General features: G+C 45.2%; 15 protein-coding genes. 11 read left to right on the forward strand and 4 right to left on the reverse strand.

What is annotated here, in order from left to right:
* The 3 genes from U0033_RS30615 to hypE all read left to right on the forward strand — a co-directional run bounded on the left by U0033_RS30615 (window position 1) and on the right by hypE (window position 2,594).
* Window positions 1–246, forward strand: coding sequence for a HypC/HybG/HupF family hydrogenase formation chaperone (locus U0033_RS30615; RefSeq protein WP_072363785.1), 246 nt, complete (start codon window positions 1–3; stop codon window positions 244–246).
* Window positions 247–468: 222 nt separating this feature from the next.
* Window positions 469–1,557, forward strand: a complete 1,089-nt coding sequence (gene hypD / locus U0033_RS30620) for a hydrogenase formation protein HypD (protein ID WP_072363784.1) — start codon at window positions 469–471, stop codon at window positions 1,555–1,557.
* Window positions 1,554–2,594 carry a hydrogenase expression/formation protein HypE gene (gene hypE / locus U0033_RS30625; RefSeq protein ID WP_072363783.1) on the forward strand — a complete coding sequence of 347 codons (1,041 nt, stop codon included), beginning with the start codon at window positions 1,554–1,556 and terminating at the stop codon, window positions 2,592–2,594. Before hypD ends, hypE begins: the two co-directional genes overlap by 4 nt.
* A gap of 177 nt (window positions 2,595–2,771) precedes the next feature.
* On the opposite strand, the gene U0033_RS30630 is transcribed toward hypE, so the two are convergent.
* Window positions 2,772–3,209, reverse strand: a complete 438-nt coding sequence (locus U0033_RS30630) for a hypothetical protein (protein ID WP_143150849.1) — start codon at window positions 3,207–3,209, stop codon at window positions 2,772–2,774.
* A gap of 138 nt (window positions 3,210–3,347) precedes the next feature.
* On the reverse strand, window positions 3,348–3,770 hold the full coding sequence (locus tag U0033_RS30635; protein ID WP_143150848.1) for a hypothetical protein: 423 nt from the start codon (window positions 3,768–3,770) through the stop codon (window positions 3,348–3,350).
* Window positions 3,771–4,191: 421 nt separating this feature from the next.
* Between U0033_RS30635 and U0033_RS30640 the strand changes: the two genes are divergently transcribed.
* A complete protein-coding gene (locus tag U0033_RS30640; protein WP_072363780.1) occupies window positions 4,192–5,292 on the forward strand; it encodes an FAD-dependent oxidoreductase in 1,101 nt (366 codons plus the stop codon).
* Window positions 5,293–5,672: 380 nt separating this feature from the next.
* Here the strand turns inward: U0033_RS30640 and U0033_RS30645 are convergent, their stop codons facing one another.
* Together U0033_RS30645 and U0033_RS30650 are read right to left on the reverse strand one after the other, a co-directional pair.
* A complete protein-coding gene (locus U0033_RS30645; RefSeq protein ID WP_072363779.1) occupies window positions 5,673–6,824 on the reverse strand; it encodes a hypothetical protein in 1,152 nt (383 codons plus the stop codon).
* Entirely contained in the window at window positions 6,817–7,407 is a 591-nt protein-coding gene (locus U0033_RS30650) for a Crp/Fnr family transcriptional regulator (protein WP_143150847.1), read from the reverse strand. Before U0033_RS30650 ends, U0033_RS30645 begins: the two co-directional genes overlap by 8 nt.
* A gap of 177 nt (window positions 7,408–7,584) precedes the next feature.
* On the opposite strand from U0033_RS30650, the gene U0033_RS30655 reads away from it, so the two are divergent.
* From U0033_RS30655 to ric, 7 genes are read left to right on the forward strand one after another with little or no spacing between them, the layout of a single operon-like run.
* The gene (locus tag U0033_RS30655) at window positions 7,585–8,076 is read left to right on the forward strand and encodes a c-type cytochrome (RefSeq protein ID WP_072363778.1); all 492 of its coding nucleotides are present in this window, start codon (window positions 7,585–7,587) and stop codon (window positions 8,074–8,076) included.
* A 7-nt stretch (window positions 8,077–8,083) separates the two neighbouring features.
* The gene (gene nosZ / locus U0033_RS30660) at window positions 8,084–10,045 is read left to right on the forward strand and encodes a Sec-dependent nitrous-oxide reductase (RefSeq protein WP_322518602.1); all 1,962 of its coding nucleotides are present in this window, start codon (window positions 8,084–8,086) and stop codon (window positions 10,043–10,045) included.
* Window positions 10,046–10,055: 10 nt separating this feature from the next.
* Window positions 10,056–11,015 (forward strand): nitrous oxide reductase accessory protein NosL, encoded by a 960-nt coding sequence (locus tag U0033_RS30665; RefSeq protein WP_322518601.1) that lies wholly within the window; start codon window positions 10,056–10,058, stop codon window positions 11,013–11,015.
* The gene (locus U0033_RS30670) at window positions 10,994–12,214 is read left to right on the forward strand and encodes a nitrous oxide reductase family maturation protein NosD (RefSeq protein WP_072366128.1); all 1,221 of its coding nucleotides are present in this window, start codon (window positions 10,994–10,996) and stop codon (window positions 12,212–12,214) included. The genes U0033_RS30665 and U0033_RS30670 overlap by 22 nt, the downstream gene beginning before the upstream one ends.
* Entirely contained in the window at window positions 12,211–12,918 is a 708-nt protein-coding gene (locus U0033_RS30675; RefSeq protein ID WP_072366130.1) for an ABC transporter ATP-binding protein, read from the forward strand. The genes U0033_RS30670 and U0033_RS30675 overlap by 4 nt, the downstream gene beginning before the upstream one ends.
* Complete coding sequence (locus U0033_RS30680) at window positions 12,915–13,682, forward strand: ABC-2 transporter permease (protein WP_072366132.1); 768 nt, start codon at window positions 12,915–12,917, stop codon at window positions 13,680–13,682. The genes U0033_RS30675 and U0033_RS30680 overlap by 4 nt, the downstream gene beginning before the upstream one ends.
* 21 nt (window positions 13,683–13,703) lie before the next feature.
* Window positions 13,704–14,399 carry an iron-sulfur cluster repair di-iron protein gene (ric, locus tag U0033_RS30685; RefSeq protein ID WP_072366134.1) on the forward strand — a complete coding sequence of 232 codons (696 nt, stop codon included), beginning with the start codon at window positions 13,704–13,706 and terminating at the stop codon, window positions 14,397–14,399.
* Window positions 14,400–14,513 lie beyond the last annotated feature (114 nt).

The following is a 14,513-nucleotide window of genomic DNA, read 5'->3' on the forward strand; positions in this document are numbered from 1 at the left end:
ATGTGTCTGGCTATACCTGGAAAAGTCATTGCCATTCATGAAGGAGAGGATGCGTTGTTTCGAAAAGGCAAGGTCTCTTTCAGTGGTATTATGAGAGAAGTAAGTCTTTGTATGGTACCGGAGGCGGTGGTGGGAGATTATGTGCTGGTGCATGTGGGAGTGGCCATAGGAGTGGTGAATGAGGAGGAGGCGAAGCAGATTTTTTCCTATCTGGAACAGATGGGAGATTTGGAGGAATTAATTTGAGGGGGAAATAGCAAGAGCGGATCTTCCCATCTGCAGGCAAATGAAAATTTGAGAACGGTTTTATAATTGAGCATGAGGAGAGGACGTTTAGACTGAATTAACAATTAGCGGGTGTTGCAATGAGTGCGCCTGGATGATTGAAATGAATGAGCAGGAAGAATTATTATACTTGGATCCGGAAGAACTGCAATGAGTGATCCTGAATGATCTGGAGGAACTGTTATGAAATACATCAGTGAATATCGCGACCCACAGTTGGTGAAAAAATATTTGCATGAGTTGTACCGTGTCACCACGCGGCCATGGACGCTGATGGAAATCTGTGGCGGACAAACGCATAGTTTAGTGAAGAATGGTTTGCTGGATATGTTGCCACCGCAAATTAATATGGTGCATGGTCCGGGATGTCCTGTATGTGTGACAAGTGTAAGTGTGCTGGACGAGGCATTGTGGCTGGCGCAGCAACCTAATGTGATCTTTTGTTCATTTGGAGATATGCTGAGGGTGCCGGGATCATCACAGAGCTTACTGCATGCAAAGGCAGCAGGTGCTGATGTAAGGATCCTGTATTCACCATTAGAAGCAGTGCAGGTAGCGATAGACAATCCTACGAAGGAAGTGGTGTTTTTTGCAGTCGGTTTTGAAACAACAGCACCGGCAAATGCATTGTCTGTAGTACAGGCTGCAGCACGGGGTGTTCAAAATTACAGCATTCTCGCATCTCATGTGTTGGTACCGCCGGCGATGGAAGCAATCCTGGGAGATCCGGATAATGTGATAGATGGATTCCTGGCAGCAGGGCATGTATGTACGATTATGGGTACGACAGAATACGATCCGATTGCATTGAAATACAAAGTACCGATTGTCGTGACTGGTTTTGAACCGGCGGACCTGTTGCAGGGGATATTGATGACGGTGACCCAACTGGAAAAAGGAACGTATAAAGTAGAGAATCAATATGCACGCATGGTAGCAAGAGAGGGGAATGCGATGGCGATGAAGGCGATCCATGAAGTGTTTGACGTAAGCGACAGAATGTGGCGGGGAATTGGTTCCATACCTGATAGCGGGTATGAGGTGAAGGAAGCTTACAAACAATATAATGCAAGGTTAAAGTTTAATATACACTTACCTGTTAGAGAGGAAGACCCTGATTGTATTAGTGGTGATATAATGCGGGGGCATAAGAAACCGGTGCAATGTCCTGCCTTTGGAGGCAGGTGCAGACCAGAGCATCCGCTGGGTGCTCCGATGGTAAGCAGTGAAGGAGCATGTGCCGCATATTACCAATATAAAAGTACAGTATGAATTTAAATTGTCCTTTACCTGCTAATGGTGTTTCAGGGATCATCACTTTGGGTCATGGTAGTGGTGGATTGATGACACATCAGTTGTTACAGACTGAGGTGTTTGATTTGTTGCACAATGACTGGCTGGATCAGCAGCATGATGGAGCTACTTTTTCATTGAATGGGAAGGTGGCTTTTAGTACGGATAGTTACGTGGTATCTCCGCTGTTTTTCCCGGGAGGGAACATCGGGGATCTGGCAATTAACGGAACAGTGAATGACCTGGCGATGTGTGGTGCAATGGCGCGGTATCTGTCGTTGTCATTTATCATAGAGGAAGGTTTGGAATTATCTCTTTTCAGGGAAGTGCTGCAGCATATCAAGGCGGCAGCGCAGGCGGCTGGAGTGGCGATTGTGACGGGCGATACGAAGGTGGTGGAGCGGGGAAAAGGTGATCAGTTGTTTATAAATACATCAGGTATTGGGCATATACATCCAAGGGCGGCGATCCATCATAACAGGATCGTACCGGGAGATGTGGTGATTGTGAGTGGAGAAATAGCGACACATGGCATGGCGATCATGAGTGTGCGGAAGGGCCTGGAGTTTGAAACAGAGGTGTGTAGTGATACAAGACCTTTGCATGAAATGGTGGGGAAATTGCTGGATTGTTTTGGAGAGCAGGTGAAGTTTTTAAGGGATCCGACGAGAGGTGGTTTGGCATCAGTGCTGAATGAAATGACAGAGGCGACAAAATTGGGTGTACTGATGGAAGAGGCGCTTTTACCGGTGAATGAGCAGGTGGCAGCGGCATGTGAGATGCTGGGATTGGATCCTTTGTATGTGGCGAATGAGGGGATCATGGTGGCGATAGTGAGCGCGGAAGTAGCGCCTTCAGTATTAGGTGCACTGAGGGGGATGAAAGGAGGAGCGCAGGCGGCGATCATTGGAACAGTGACGAAGGACCATGCAGGAAAGGTGGTGCTGGAGAGTAGGATTGGTGGGCATAGGGTGGTAAACTTTTTGCCAGGGGAGCAGTTGCCAAGGATTTGCTAAGCAGGTGTGGTGTTAGTATTGAGGGTAGATTTTTATGCGGGGCAATATTTAGTGAAGGGATGCTATAGCGTTCATGGTGCCAGCCTGGTTGTAAGAGAACGTGTCATGGCGGATATTAATTTATGGAGAGCTTGGTGCCAGCATCGTTGTAAGAGGAAGTTCTGTGCAGTTAATTGATTATTTGGTTTGGATGATGGTAAGAAAATCCTGTACAGAAAAACCATCGATATCAGTGATTCGCCATTTTACTACGTTGTTGGTAAGGATCGTAAGTTGGTAGAAAGGAGTATTCACCGGCCCGTCTGGAGTGTGATCATGGCGGGTAATGTGATCCAGTTTGTATTGGCAGGCGCTGACTGGAATAGATTCCTGTTTTGTTTTGAAACCATGGATGTAGGTGATGGTGAGCAGGTGATTTTCGATGGCGATAATTTTTATAAAACGGTTTTTGACAAGAACCAGCCAACATACATAGGCAATAGGAGGAATGAGTCCGAGGCAGGTGAGACCAGGAATGTGGTAAATAACAACGGAGAATAGGAGAGCAGAGAAAACGCCGATCACGCAGAGGAAGAGGTCGGGATTGGTGTATTTGGCGGTAGTATTGATTTGCATAGTTAATAATTTTAATCAGATTTGAGGAACTCGAAGTTCCGTGTTTTACCAGGACTCATTTCATAGATAGGGATTGATAATCAATATTTAATTGGCAATTATGAAATGAGTTCCAGTATTTTAATTTGTTTTCCCCCTTTAATAAATCCCGATATATTTCAATAAGGCCAGAAAGTCTTCAACATGAAATCCTTCCATGGTGGTAAATTTCCATCTTTCACTATTATTTATTGAAATAGTTAACTGATAGTTTTTCTCCTTTTTGTCTTTAACAACCCGTGTAAACATTTCCAGATTGAACCTGCATGCACTCACAGGAAACGAATCATATTTCGTGCGAAATGCCTGGAAGTATTTTACAGTCATTGTATCCCCTTTCGCAGAGACAGCTTTGGGAAACCGGTGTTTTAATACCACCAGCCAGAGTACGATACCGAATACCGGGAAAAGTGTCAGCCATATGAATTTGTGCATGTGGGTTGCGATGAGCAGGAAGATTGTAGCAAATCCAATGGTAAAAAGGTATAGGTCAATGAATTTGTTCGAAGATTTAATTTGCATGGGTAGATTGATTGGGTTTGTTATGAGGGAACCCTTGGCCTCGTTGTTTCTAAATCTACAAAGAAAAGGGATATGAATGAATTTTGATTGGCTTTATTGTCGGGGAACGCTGGCCTCATTGTTTCTGAATCTACAAAAAAAGGGATATGAATGAATTGTTCGTATGGGGATGAAAGTTCTTGTAACAGGGAATGATAATTGAGTGATTTTTTCAGGAGATGGGTGTAGTATTCCGAGGATGGCTGTTTGATTCAGAAGATAGGAAAAGGATTCTTACGATTGCTGTATGATGATATAACTATTGTTTTTGGAACTGCTTCTTACACTATATTTTGACCTTTTAGGACTATTTATTGCCCAAAGCCTGCTATTTTATCCAAAAATCACTTCAGATCTTTGTATCATCAAAATCAAAATTTCTATGAAGAAAATAGCCATTGTAGGTGGAGGCCCTGGAGGATTGACATTAGCTCGTCTGTTGCAGGTAAAAGGTTTTCCATCGGTACAAGTATATGAAAGAGATCTGGATAAGGATGCAAGGGTACAGGGCGCAACACTGGACCTGCATGAAGAGTCTGGTTTAGCAGCATTGCAGGAAGGCTTGCTAATGGAGCCCTTTATAGCGAACTACCGCCCGGGGGCTGATAAGATCAGGGTAATGGACAAGAACGCCCACATCCTTGCAGATGAGCATGCAGGGGAGAAGGAGGAAAGCCGTCCTGAAATTGACAGGGGGCCTTTGCGGAAAATATTGCTGGAATCACTGGCGGAAGATACGGTGATATGGGATAGCCAGTTTGCAGGCATGGAGAGAAGTGGAGATGGTTGGTTGCTGAGTTTTAAGAATGGTATGACAGCATATGCCGATGTAGTGGTAGGGGCTGATGGCGCGAATTCAAAGATAAGGTCGTTTATAACCCCGATAAAGCCATTTTTCGTGGGAATGACCGTGTTGGAAGGGAGTGTCTATGATGCGGAGAATTTGGTACCTGAAATGTTTGAGTTAGTGAAAGGAGGGAAGCTGTTTATTTTTGGGGATAGTAAGACGCTGATAGTAAGTGCGAAGGGAGATGGAACCCTGTCATTCTATGCTGGATTTAAATCGGAGGCGGATTGGGCACTGAAGGGAGATTTATTGGATTGGTACCGGGCTGAGTTTAAAGGCTGGGCACCGGTGTATGAGACCTTGTTCGCAAATGTGGCAGGAATGATTACGAGACCACAATATTGTATGCCATTGGATCAGGATTGGGAGGCCTTGCCGAATGTGACAATGTTGGGAGACGCGGCGCATTTGATGCCGCCTTATGCTGGGGAAGGAGTGAATATGGCAATGTTGGATGCCCTGGAGCTGAGCCGTAGTTTGGCGAATGAGAAAGATGTGCAGGTGGCCATTGCAGCGTATGAGCAGAAGATGCGGAAGACGGCATCAGCAATGGCGGCGATGACGCTGGAGCAAACGGAGGTGCTGCATAGTTCCGGGGCGATCGGGAGTATGATGAAAATTATGGGTCAGCTGTAATCTGTAAATAAATTTGGTGCAATACAAGACTCTGGAAGCTGTCGGGATTTTCGATAGCACCAGGGTCTTCTGCTTTTAAATAAGTCTCTACTGTTTGTAATAGTAGAGCAGGGTAAGTAGTCGTTAAGCTGGATTACCTCGTGAATAATACCACTTCTTTTGAACCAGGAACTGTGCAACCCAAAGTGGTAATAGCAGGAAGATTGGTAAGGTGCTACTTGTCTCTGTAGGGTAACGTACTTGTACAAGAATAACGGGAATGATAAACAAAGCACTTAATACCCGGTTGATACGGATGGCCCATTTTTTTCCCAGCCATAATAGAAGGGGAATATTCTATAGCTATGCATTCAAACATTTTAATGAAATCCCGATATTCATCAGGATTTGTTCCTGATCACCAGCACTCCTATCCCCGTCATCATCACCATCCCGGCCCCGAGCAACCAATACGGTACCATCGGCGTTCCACTCCCCCAAAAATATGCCATCACACACTGTACCATCAATATCACCTCATTTGCAATCACCCCTGTTATAAATATCCCCAATCCCAACTTATCTCCCTTTATCAGTCGATTCAATATCAAAAAACCTAGAATCAAAAACGAAACAAATCCCAACACCACTAAATGCAAATACCCAATCACCACCGGCCGGAACCCATACGCAAACCTGCCCAATGCAGTTACCAACGTCAATACCTGCAAAACAATTTTAACAATAAACGCCAGCGAAGCCAATACCCACAGCACATGCAAATTCTTTATCACCGGTACCGCCAGTATCAAAAACACCAATGCCGCCAGCTGTAACATTCCCGCTGCCCCTGCTATCGTATATACCCATCCCGGAGGATGCGCCCACAACGTAGACATACAATATGCCGGCACACAGGCAATCCCCATCAATATCACAAATACCTTACTGAAATTCGGTGCCAGGTAAATATGAAACCTCGGTGCCGCCCAAAAGAACAATGCCACCACCCCAAACGTAAACCAACCATTATACTGAAAATGCAGATAGAAATAAATCGCATTATTGTACAATACCATATCCCCCTTCCCAAAAGCCAGCATAAAAGGCCCTGCACTGGAAATCATCAGGAACACCAGCGCCAGCCGCAAACAGGACTTTACCAAAGGAGGAAAACTTAAAGAAGAAATATCCTTTAAGTACGAAATCGCAAACCAAAAACTAAACACCACTGACAACGCTGAAAACGCAATTGACACCACCCCATAGCCCTGGATCGCAAAACTAATCAGCATGCCAAAACTTGCCACCTGGTTCAGCCAGAACTGGTACATGTACGTCTTCCTGAAAGGTATCAGGTACACGAAACACGTAAACAACACCGTCGTTACCCACCCTGAAAAAGCAAAATGAGAATGTGCATGCAACAGGTATTTATAATCCAGTACCGGCAGGGAAAATGCCCCCTTATACCTTAGTGTCACACCCAGCATGGACACTATCAATAAATTCACCAGTGACAAATACGTCCACTTCTTAATGGTATCAAACATACACCTTTCCTTTATTAACCAATAGATCTCCCTTCCTATACATCGTTCTGATCGTGCGGATCACCGTCTCCACCCTTAACCCCGTCATATCAGCTATCTGCTGTCTCGTCAGCGTAACACGTAGTCGGCCATGCAATAATTCCGGCACCGTATACCGCTTCAATACTCCTCTTATCAGCACCGCCGGCTCGCTGCAGGTCATCTCTCTTGATAGAATAGTCTTCAGTCTCAGCCGTTTGGCGAGCAAAGATGTAAAAGCAAAATGAATGTCCGGATTCTCTTTCAGTAAACGAATAAACGTTGGCTTAGGCAGGCGCCATATTACACTGTCACTATCAGCTACAGCAGCGGCAGGATATTCCCCGCCTGTAAAAAGTGGTGGCTCCCCGAAAGATTCTCCTGATCCAAAGATCCCCTGTATAAATTCCTTTCCATTAGCCCCGGTATTCACCATCCGGACTTCCCCGGATTCAATCTGGTAATAAAAGTGCGCTTCTTCCCCCTCTGTAAAGATAACCCGGCCTTTTTCCGCTGTCAGGCGGATGGCGCCCCATTCTCCCAGCAGGTCGGTGTGGATGATCATTGTGAACGATTTATTAGGTATACTCAAAGCTACCCCGACCCATCATGCCGATAAATGATCTTCAGCAGGTTTTGTAGTGATTTATATCAAATCAGGTTTTATGATCTGGATCATATCTTCGGGCTGTTAACTGGTGTAATCTTGTATCAGGAATTGTCAGAACACAATCTTTAATAAATGAAAAAGTATGTTTACACAGCAGTGCTACTGGGACTCACCTGGGCCTGCTCTAACAACAGTCAGCCTCCAAAGGAGGACTCCTCGGCACCTGTAGTTGAAGACAACAGTCTCGCGAGTTCCACGTCTGCATCTTCTGCAGCATACGATTCCACCAAGGGGGCGGGAAAGTACACAAATGTAGCGCTGACTGCCACATTAGACCAAAAAATGATTGCAGCAGGCAAAACCGTGTATGAAGTAAAATGCGCAGCCTGCCATAAACTGACCGATGAAAAGCTGGTGGGACCCGGCTGGAAAGGTGTTACCACGAGAAAATCTCCGGAATGGATTATGAACTTCGTGAGCAACACAGACGAGATGATCGACAAAGATCCGCACGCACAGGCAATGCTGGCAGTTTGCATGGTTCGTATGCCTAATCAACACCTGAGCGATGAGGAAACCAGAGACGTATTGGAATTTATGCGTAACAATGATTCATCTAAATAACAATTCTATGCGGTTAAGTTCAATAGCGGTGCTCCTCGTAGCATTCGCGTCCTGTAAGCCTCGCAACGAAGCAGGTGCCATCACTGCCGGCGCTGCTGAAAAAGTTTACGTAGCACCGGGTAAATACGACGAGTTCTACAACTTCGTTTCCGGTGGTTTCAATGGCCAGGTGGCTGTTTATGGTATCCCTTCAGGCCGTCTGCTCAAAATTATCCCTGTATTCTCTGTAATGCCTGAAAATGGCTATGGTTACAGCGAAGAAACCAAACCTATGCTCGAAACCTCTCACGGTTCCCTGCCATGGGATGACCAACACCACCTGGAACTGTCTCAGAAAGATGGTACTCCCGATGGCCGCTGGCTCTTCGCAAATGCAAACAACACGCCAAGGGTAGCACGTATCAACCTCGCTACTTTCAAAACCGAAGAGATCATCGAGCTGCCAAACAGCGCCGGTAACCACTCTTCTCCTTTCTGTACCGAAAATACAGAATACGTTGTAGCCGGTACTCGTTTCAGTGTACCTATTGGCGACAAACAAGATGTGCCTATTGCTGATTACAAAAAATCATTCAATGGTACTATCAGCTTTATTAAGATTGACAGCAGCAATGGTCGTATGTCCCTGGCTTTCCAGCTGCTGACCCCTGCTATCAACTTTGACCTGAGCCATGCCGGTAAAGGTAAAAGCCACGACTGGTTCTTCTTCTCCTGCTACAACGTAGAACAGGCACATACCCTGCTTGAAGTAAACGCTTCCCAGCGTGATAAAGACTTCATCATGGCAGTGAACTGGAAGAAAGCTGAAGAATATATCAAAAACAATAAAGGTGTCCTGAAGAACTCCCGTTATGCACACAACGTGTATAATGAAACGACTCACAGTGCGACCTCTACTATCGAAAGCAAGGTGCTGACACTGGATCCTACCCAACTGAAAGATTTCGTGTATTTCATTCCTTGTCCTAAATCTCCACATGGTTGCGATATCGACCCAACTGGTGAATATATCGTAGGTAGCGGTAAACTGGCTGCGCTGATCCCTGTATTCTCTTTCGACAAGCTGATGGCTGCGATCGAAAAGAAAGACTTCGATGGCGACTACCAGGGTATCCCTGTTGTTAAATACGAATCCGCCCTCTACGGTGAAGTGCAGAAACCAGGCCTTGGCCCATTACACACTGAGTTCGACGGAAAAGGTAATGCTTATACCTCCTTCTTCGTTTCTTCCGAAGTAGTGAAATGGAACATCAAAGACCTGAAAGTACTCGACAGGAAACCTACCTTCTACTCCGTAGGTCACCTGTGTATCCCAGGCGGTGACACCAAACATCCTTTTGGTAAATATCTGATTGCATACAATAAGATTACTAAAGACCGCTATCTGCCTACTGGTCCTGAGCTGGCACAAAGTGCACAGCTGTACGACATCTCCGGCGATAAGATGGAACTGTTGCTGGACTTCCCTACCGTGGGTGAACCTCACTATGCACAGGCACTTCCTGCTGACCTGATCAAGAATAACTCCGTGAAGTATTTCAAGATCGAGGAAAACAAACATCCTTTTGTAACAAAGGGTGAGAAAGAAGCGAAAGTAGTACGTGAAGGTAACAAGGTACATGTGTATATCACTGCTATCCGCTCCCACTTCACACCTGATAATATTGAAGGTGTACGTGTAGGCGATGAAGTATATTTCCATGTAACTAACCTGGAACAGGATTGGGATATTCCTCACGGCTTTGCTGTGAAAGGTGCTGCAAATGCAGAAATCCTGATCATGCCTGGCGAAACCTGTACACTGAAGTGGGTACCAGATGCTGAGGGTGTATTCCCTATCTACTGTACTGACTTCTGTAGCGCACTGCACCAGGAAATGCAGGGTTATGTAAGAGTATCCAAAGCAGGTGCAAACACACCGCTGAAGTACGGTACAAACCTGCCTGACAGTGCAGTAGCTAAAAACTAAATAAACTAAAATGCAAAGAAAATTGTCAACCCGCTTTAGGGCAGTCATTTTCATGCTTTCATTGGCGATGGTGGCAGTGCTCTATTTTCCGATATGGAAAATAGAGCTGGCCGCCCCCCAATACCCGGAAGGCCTTACGTTGAAAATTGCTGCTAATGGATTACGCGGGGATGTGGATATCGTGAATGGACTAAACCATTACATAGGTATGCAAACATTGCATACAGAAGATTTCATTGAGTTCAAGGTGTTACCCTTTATCATCGGCGGACTGGCGCTGCTGGGTTTTGTGGTAGCGGTGATGAATAACAGGAAACTGTATTATGCCTGGGTTGCCTTATTCCTGCTGGTAGCCATTGTATCGATGGTGGACTTTTACAGGTGGGAATATAACTACGGGCACAACCTGAACCCGGAAGCACCGATCAGGGTACCGGGTATGGCGTATCAGCCACCATTGCTGGGTTATAAGCAATTGTTGAATTTCGGGGCTTATTCAATTCCTGACATAGGTGGATGGATCTTTATTGGTGTAGGGGCGGCCCTGGTATTGCTATCTTTTAAGTTTAAGAAAGGGTTTTTTCTGATAGGCGGTTTGATGCTAGGCTTACAGAGTTGTAGCAGCGGACCGGCTCCTATTAAATACGGACAGGATGCCTGTGATTTCTGTAAAATGGGTTTTTCAGATAAAAGATTTGGTGCAGAGATCGTAACAAAGAAGGGGAAAGTATTTAAGTATGATGATGTGCATTGTTTGCTGGCGGCAGTAAAAGCTGGCGGACAAGAGATCGGTGGGATCTATCTGCTGGACTTTACAGATGGACAGTGGATCAAAGCGGAAGAGAGCAGGTTATTGCATAGCACTTCATTCCATTCTCCAATGGGTAGTGACATCGCAGCTTTTGCAGACAGTGTGAAAATGAAGTCGTTTAACGGAGAATCACTCACATGGAAAGAGCTATATCGATAATATTAATGTGGCTGTTGCCGCTGCAGGCATGGGCAGGTGTATGGACTGTAAAAAGTTCAGTGAAGGCGACCTTGCAGCAGGCAAAAGCAGGTGATACAGTCATAGTACCCGCCGGTGTGTATTATGAAAAAGGCCTGGTAATTGACAAAGCCATTTATCTGAAAGGTGTGGGCAAACCAGTGCTGGATGGAGAGAGCAAGTATGAGGTGGTATTGATTTTATCCAACCATGTTACACTGGAAGGATTTGTGATCAGGCATTCAGGCTTTTCTGACTGGAAGGATCTGGCGGGTATTAAATTGGGGAATGTACGACATGTGACGATCAAAAACAATGTGCTGGAAGAAACCTTTTTTGGTATCTATTGCCAGCAGTCTGATAGCTGTGTGATAACCGGTAATACACTAAAATCCAACGCAAACCAGCGTGTACAGTCAGGCAATGGCATTCACTGTTGGCATTGCGATGGGATGCAGCTGATCGGTAATACAGTAACGCAGCACAGGGATGGGATCTACTTTGAATTTGTAACGAATTCACTGATCAAAGGGAATCATAGTTTTAAGAATGTACGCTATGGCTTGCACTTTATGTTTTCGCACAATGACCACTATGAAGACAATGTGTTTGATCATAATGAAGCAGGTGTATCCGTGATGTTTTCACATGGTGTGGATATGAAGCGGAACAGGTTTGCAGGTAATCAGGGTGGTGGTGCGTATGGAATTTTGCTGAAGGAGATTACAGACAGCAGGATGGAACAGAGCCACTTTGAAGACAATACCGTGGGTATTTATATGGAAGGCACTACAAGAGTGCAGGTATCGGAAAATGTATTCAAAACAAATGGTTGGGCGATGAAGGTACAGGCAAGTTGCGCTGAAAACAAGATCACGCACAACAATTTCTTTGGTAACACATTTGACGTAGCGACCAATGGCTCACTGGTATTGAACCATTTTGACAACAACTACTGGGATAAATATGAGGGCTATGACCTGAACAGGGATGGAAAGGGAGACGTGCCATATCACCCGGTGAGCTTATATGCAATGGTAGCAGATAAGAACCCGGCTGTGATGATGTTATTCCACAGTTTTATGGTAAGTCTGCTGGACCGTACAGAAAAAGTAATGCCGGGTATCACACCTGTGAACCTGGTGGATCGTGCACCTTTTATGAAACCCCTTACGCTATGATTCGTTTTACAAATATATATAAACGATTTGGCCGGCTGCAGGCGCTGGACAATATCAACCTGTCGTTTTCGGCAAGTAAAAGTGTGGCTTTGATAGGACCTAACGGTAGCGGGAAAACGACTCTGATTAAAAGCCTGCTGGGAATGGTAGTACCTGATAAAGGAGATATTGTTTTCAAAGACGCCTCTATCCTGGGAAGCTGTGACTACAGGGCAAATATTGGTTATATGCCGCAGATCAGTAGTTATCCGGAGAACATGACCATCTCCCAGGTGATGGAAATGATGAAGGATATACGGCAGTATACCCAGCTTGATGAAGACCTGGTACAGGCATTTAAATTGCCCCAGCTGGCCAATAAACCGATGCGGACATTATCCGGTGGTACGAGGCAGAAAGTAAGTGCATGTCTGGCATTTTTATTCAATCCTGAAGTGCTTGTACTGGATGAGCCTACAGCGGGCCTGGATCCGGTCGCATCAGGGATTTTGCAGGACAAGATCCTGCAGGAAACAAGGAACGGGAAGCTGGTACTGATCACTTCACACATCCTGTCAGAACTGGATGACCTGGTAGATGAGGTAGCATACCTGCAGGATGGAAAGCTACAGTTTCATAAACAGGTGGTAGAGTTGCAGGCAAAAACAGGAGAGCAAAAGTTAGTACGCGCAATGGCTCATGTCATGGAAAATGGAGGACTATGAAGAAGATTATTAAATACGTAGTGCTGGATATATTACGCAACAGGATATTGGTAAGTTATACGGTATTGTTGCTGGTCGTATCAATGTTGTTGCTGTGCCTGACTGACAATGGAACAAAAGCCTTACTGAGTTTATTGAATATCGTGCTGATTGTATTGCCACTGGTGAGTATTATCTTTTCAACGATCTATTATTATAATGCATCTGCATTTATAGAATTGCTGGTATGCCAGCCTTTGCGGAGAACGAAGATCCTGCTGAGTGTGTATATCGGTTTAGCCCTGTCATTGCTGATTGCATTTTGCATAGGCGTGGGCTTGCCCTTACTGATCTTTGACGGGAGCATGACGGCAGTTTTATTGATATTGGTAGGGATGGCGCTGAGTGTGATCTTTTCAGCACTGGCGATATTAGGATCTGTGATGATGAGGGATAAGGCGAGAGGAATTGGGGTAGCGATCCTGTCCTGGTTTTATTTTTCGTTGTTATATGATGGTCTGGTACTGTTTCTCTTGTTCCAGTTCAGCGATTATCCGCTGGAGAAACCGGCAGTAGTAATGGGTGCTTTGAACCCGATAGATTTAGGTAGAATCATTGTTTTATTAAGATTGGATAGTTCAGCGATGATGGGGTATACAGGCGCGGTGTTTGCCTCATTTTTCGGAAGTGTGGGCGGTATGCTCACGGGATTTGTACTCTTGTTATTATGGATGGGTTGGCCGTTATGCTGGGCGCTGCGGCGATTTAATAGAAAAGACTTGTAATCAAATTTAAAACATTTCAACATGGTAAGAAATAATGTAATCACAGTCGGAGAAATGGCTGGAAATGACTATCGCATGGCCGATGTGTTCAGAGGTTTTGGTATAGATTTTTGTTGTGGTGGCGGCCAGACTATTGCGCAGGCGGCGGCACAGGGCGGAATCGCTGAAGAGGAATTGTGGAAAGCACTGGAAACTGCGGAATTAAAAGCAAAGCAACCGGGCAGTGACCTGGGTGTACTGGCACCTGAATTATTGATAGAGCATATCCTGAATACTCACCATAAATATGTAAAAGATGCATTGCCTGTGATCTGGCAGTTTGGCCAGAAGGTAGCAGGACACCATGGTGACACGCATCCTGAACTGATAGACCTGAGAGCCGCTATTCTGCGCGAGGCAGAAGACCTGCTGGATCACCTGGAAAAAGAAGAACAGATCCTGTTCCCTGCTATCAAGCAACTGGTGGCTGGAGAAAAGGACATGCCATACGTCAAAGGTACTGTAGAGGCGATGATGAAAGAACACAGTTCATCAGGTGAATCACTGGAAGAATGGCGCAGACTGACAAATGATTACGAGGTGTCGCAGGGAGCTTGTAATTCTTATAGATTCTTATTTGAAAAATTGCGGGAGTTCGATACAGACTTAAGACAACATATTCATTTAGAGAACAACATTTTATTCCCCAAGGCTTTGGCATTGGCACAGGAAGCTTAAAATGGAGTGATTTTTTTAATTGTTAAAGAGGCTTATGAATAACCGGGGGCTATCGTGCTCCCGGTTTTTTATTTTAAATAGTGACGCGGTTGTATCAAAAGGCAACTTTATACA

The sequence above is a fragment of the Chitinophaga sancti genome (assembly GCF_034424315.1).
GTDB lineage: Bacteria > Bacteroidota > Bacteroidia > Chitinophagales > Chitinophagaceae > Chitinophaga > Chitinophaga sancti.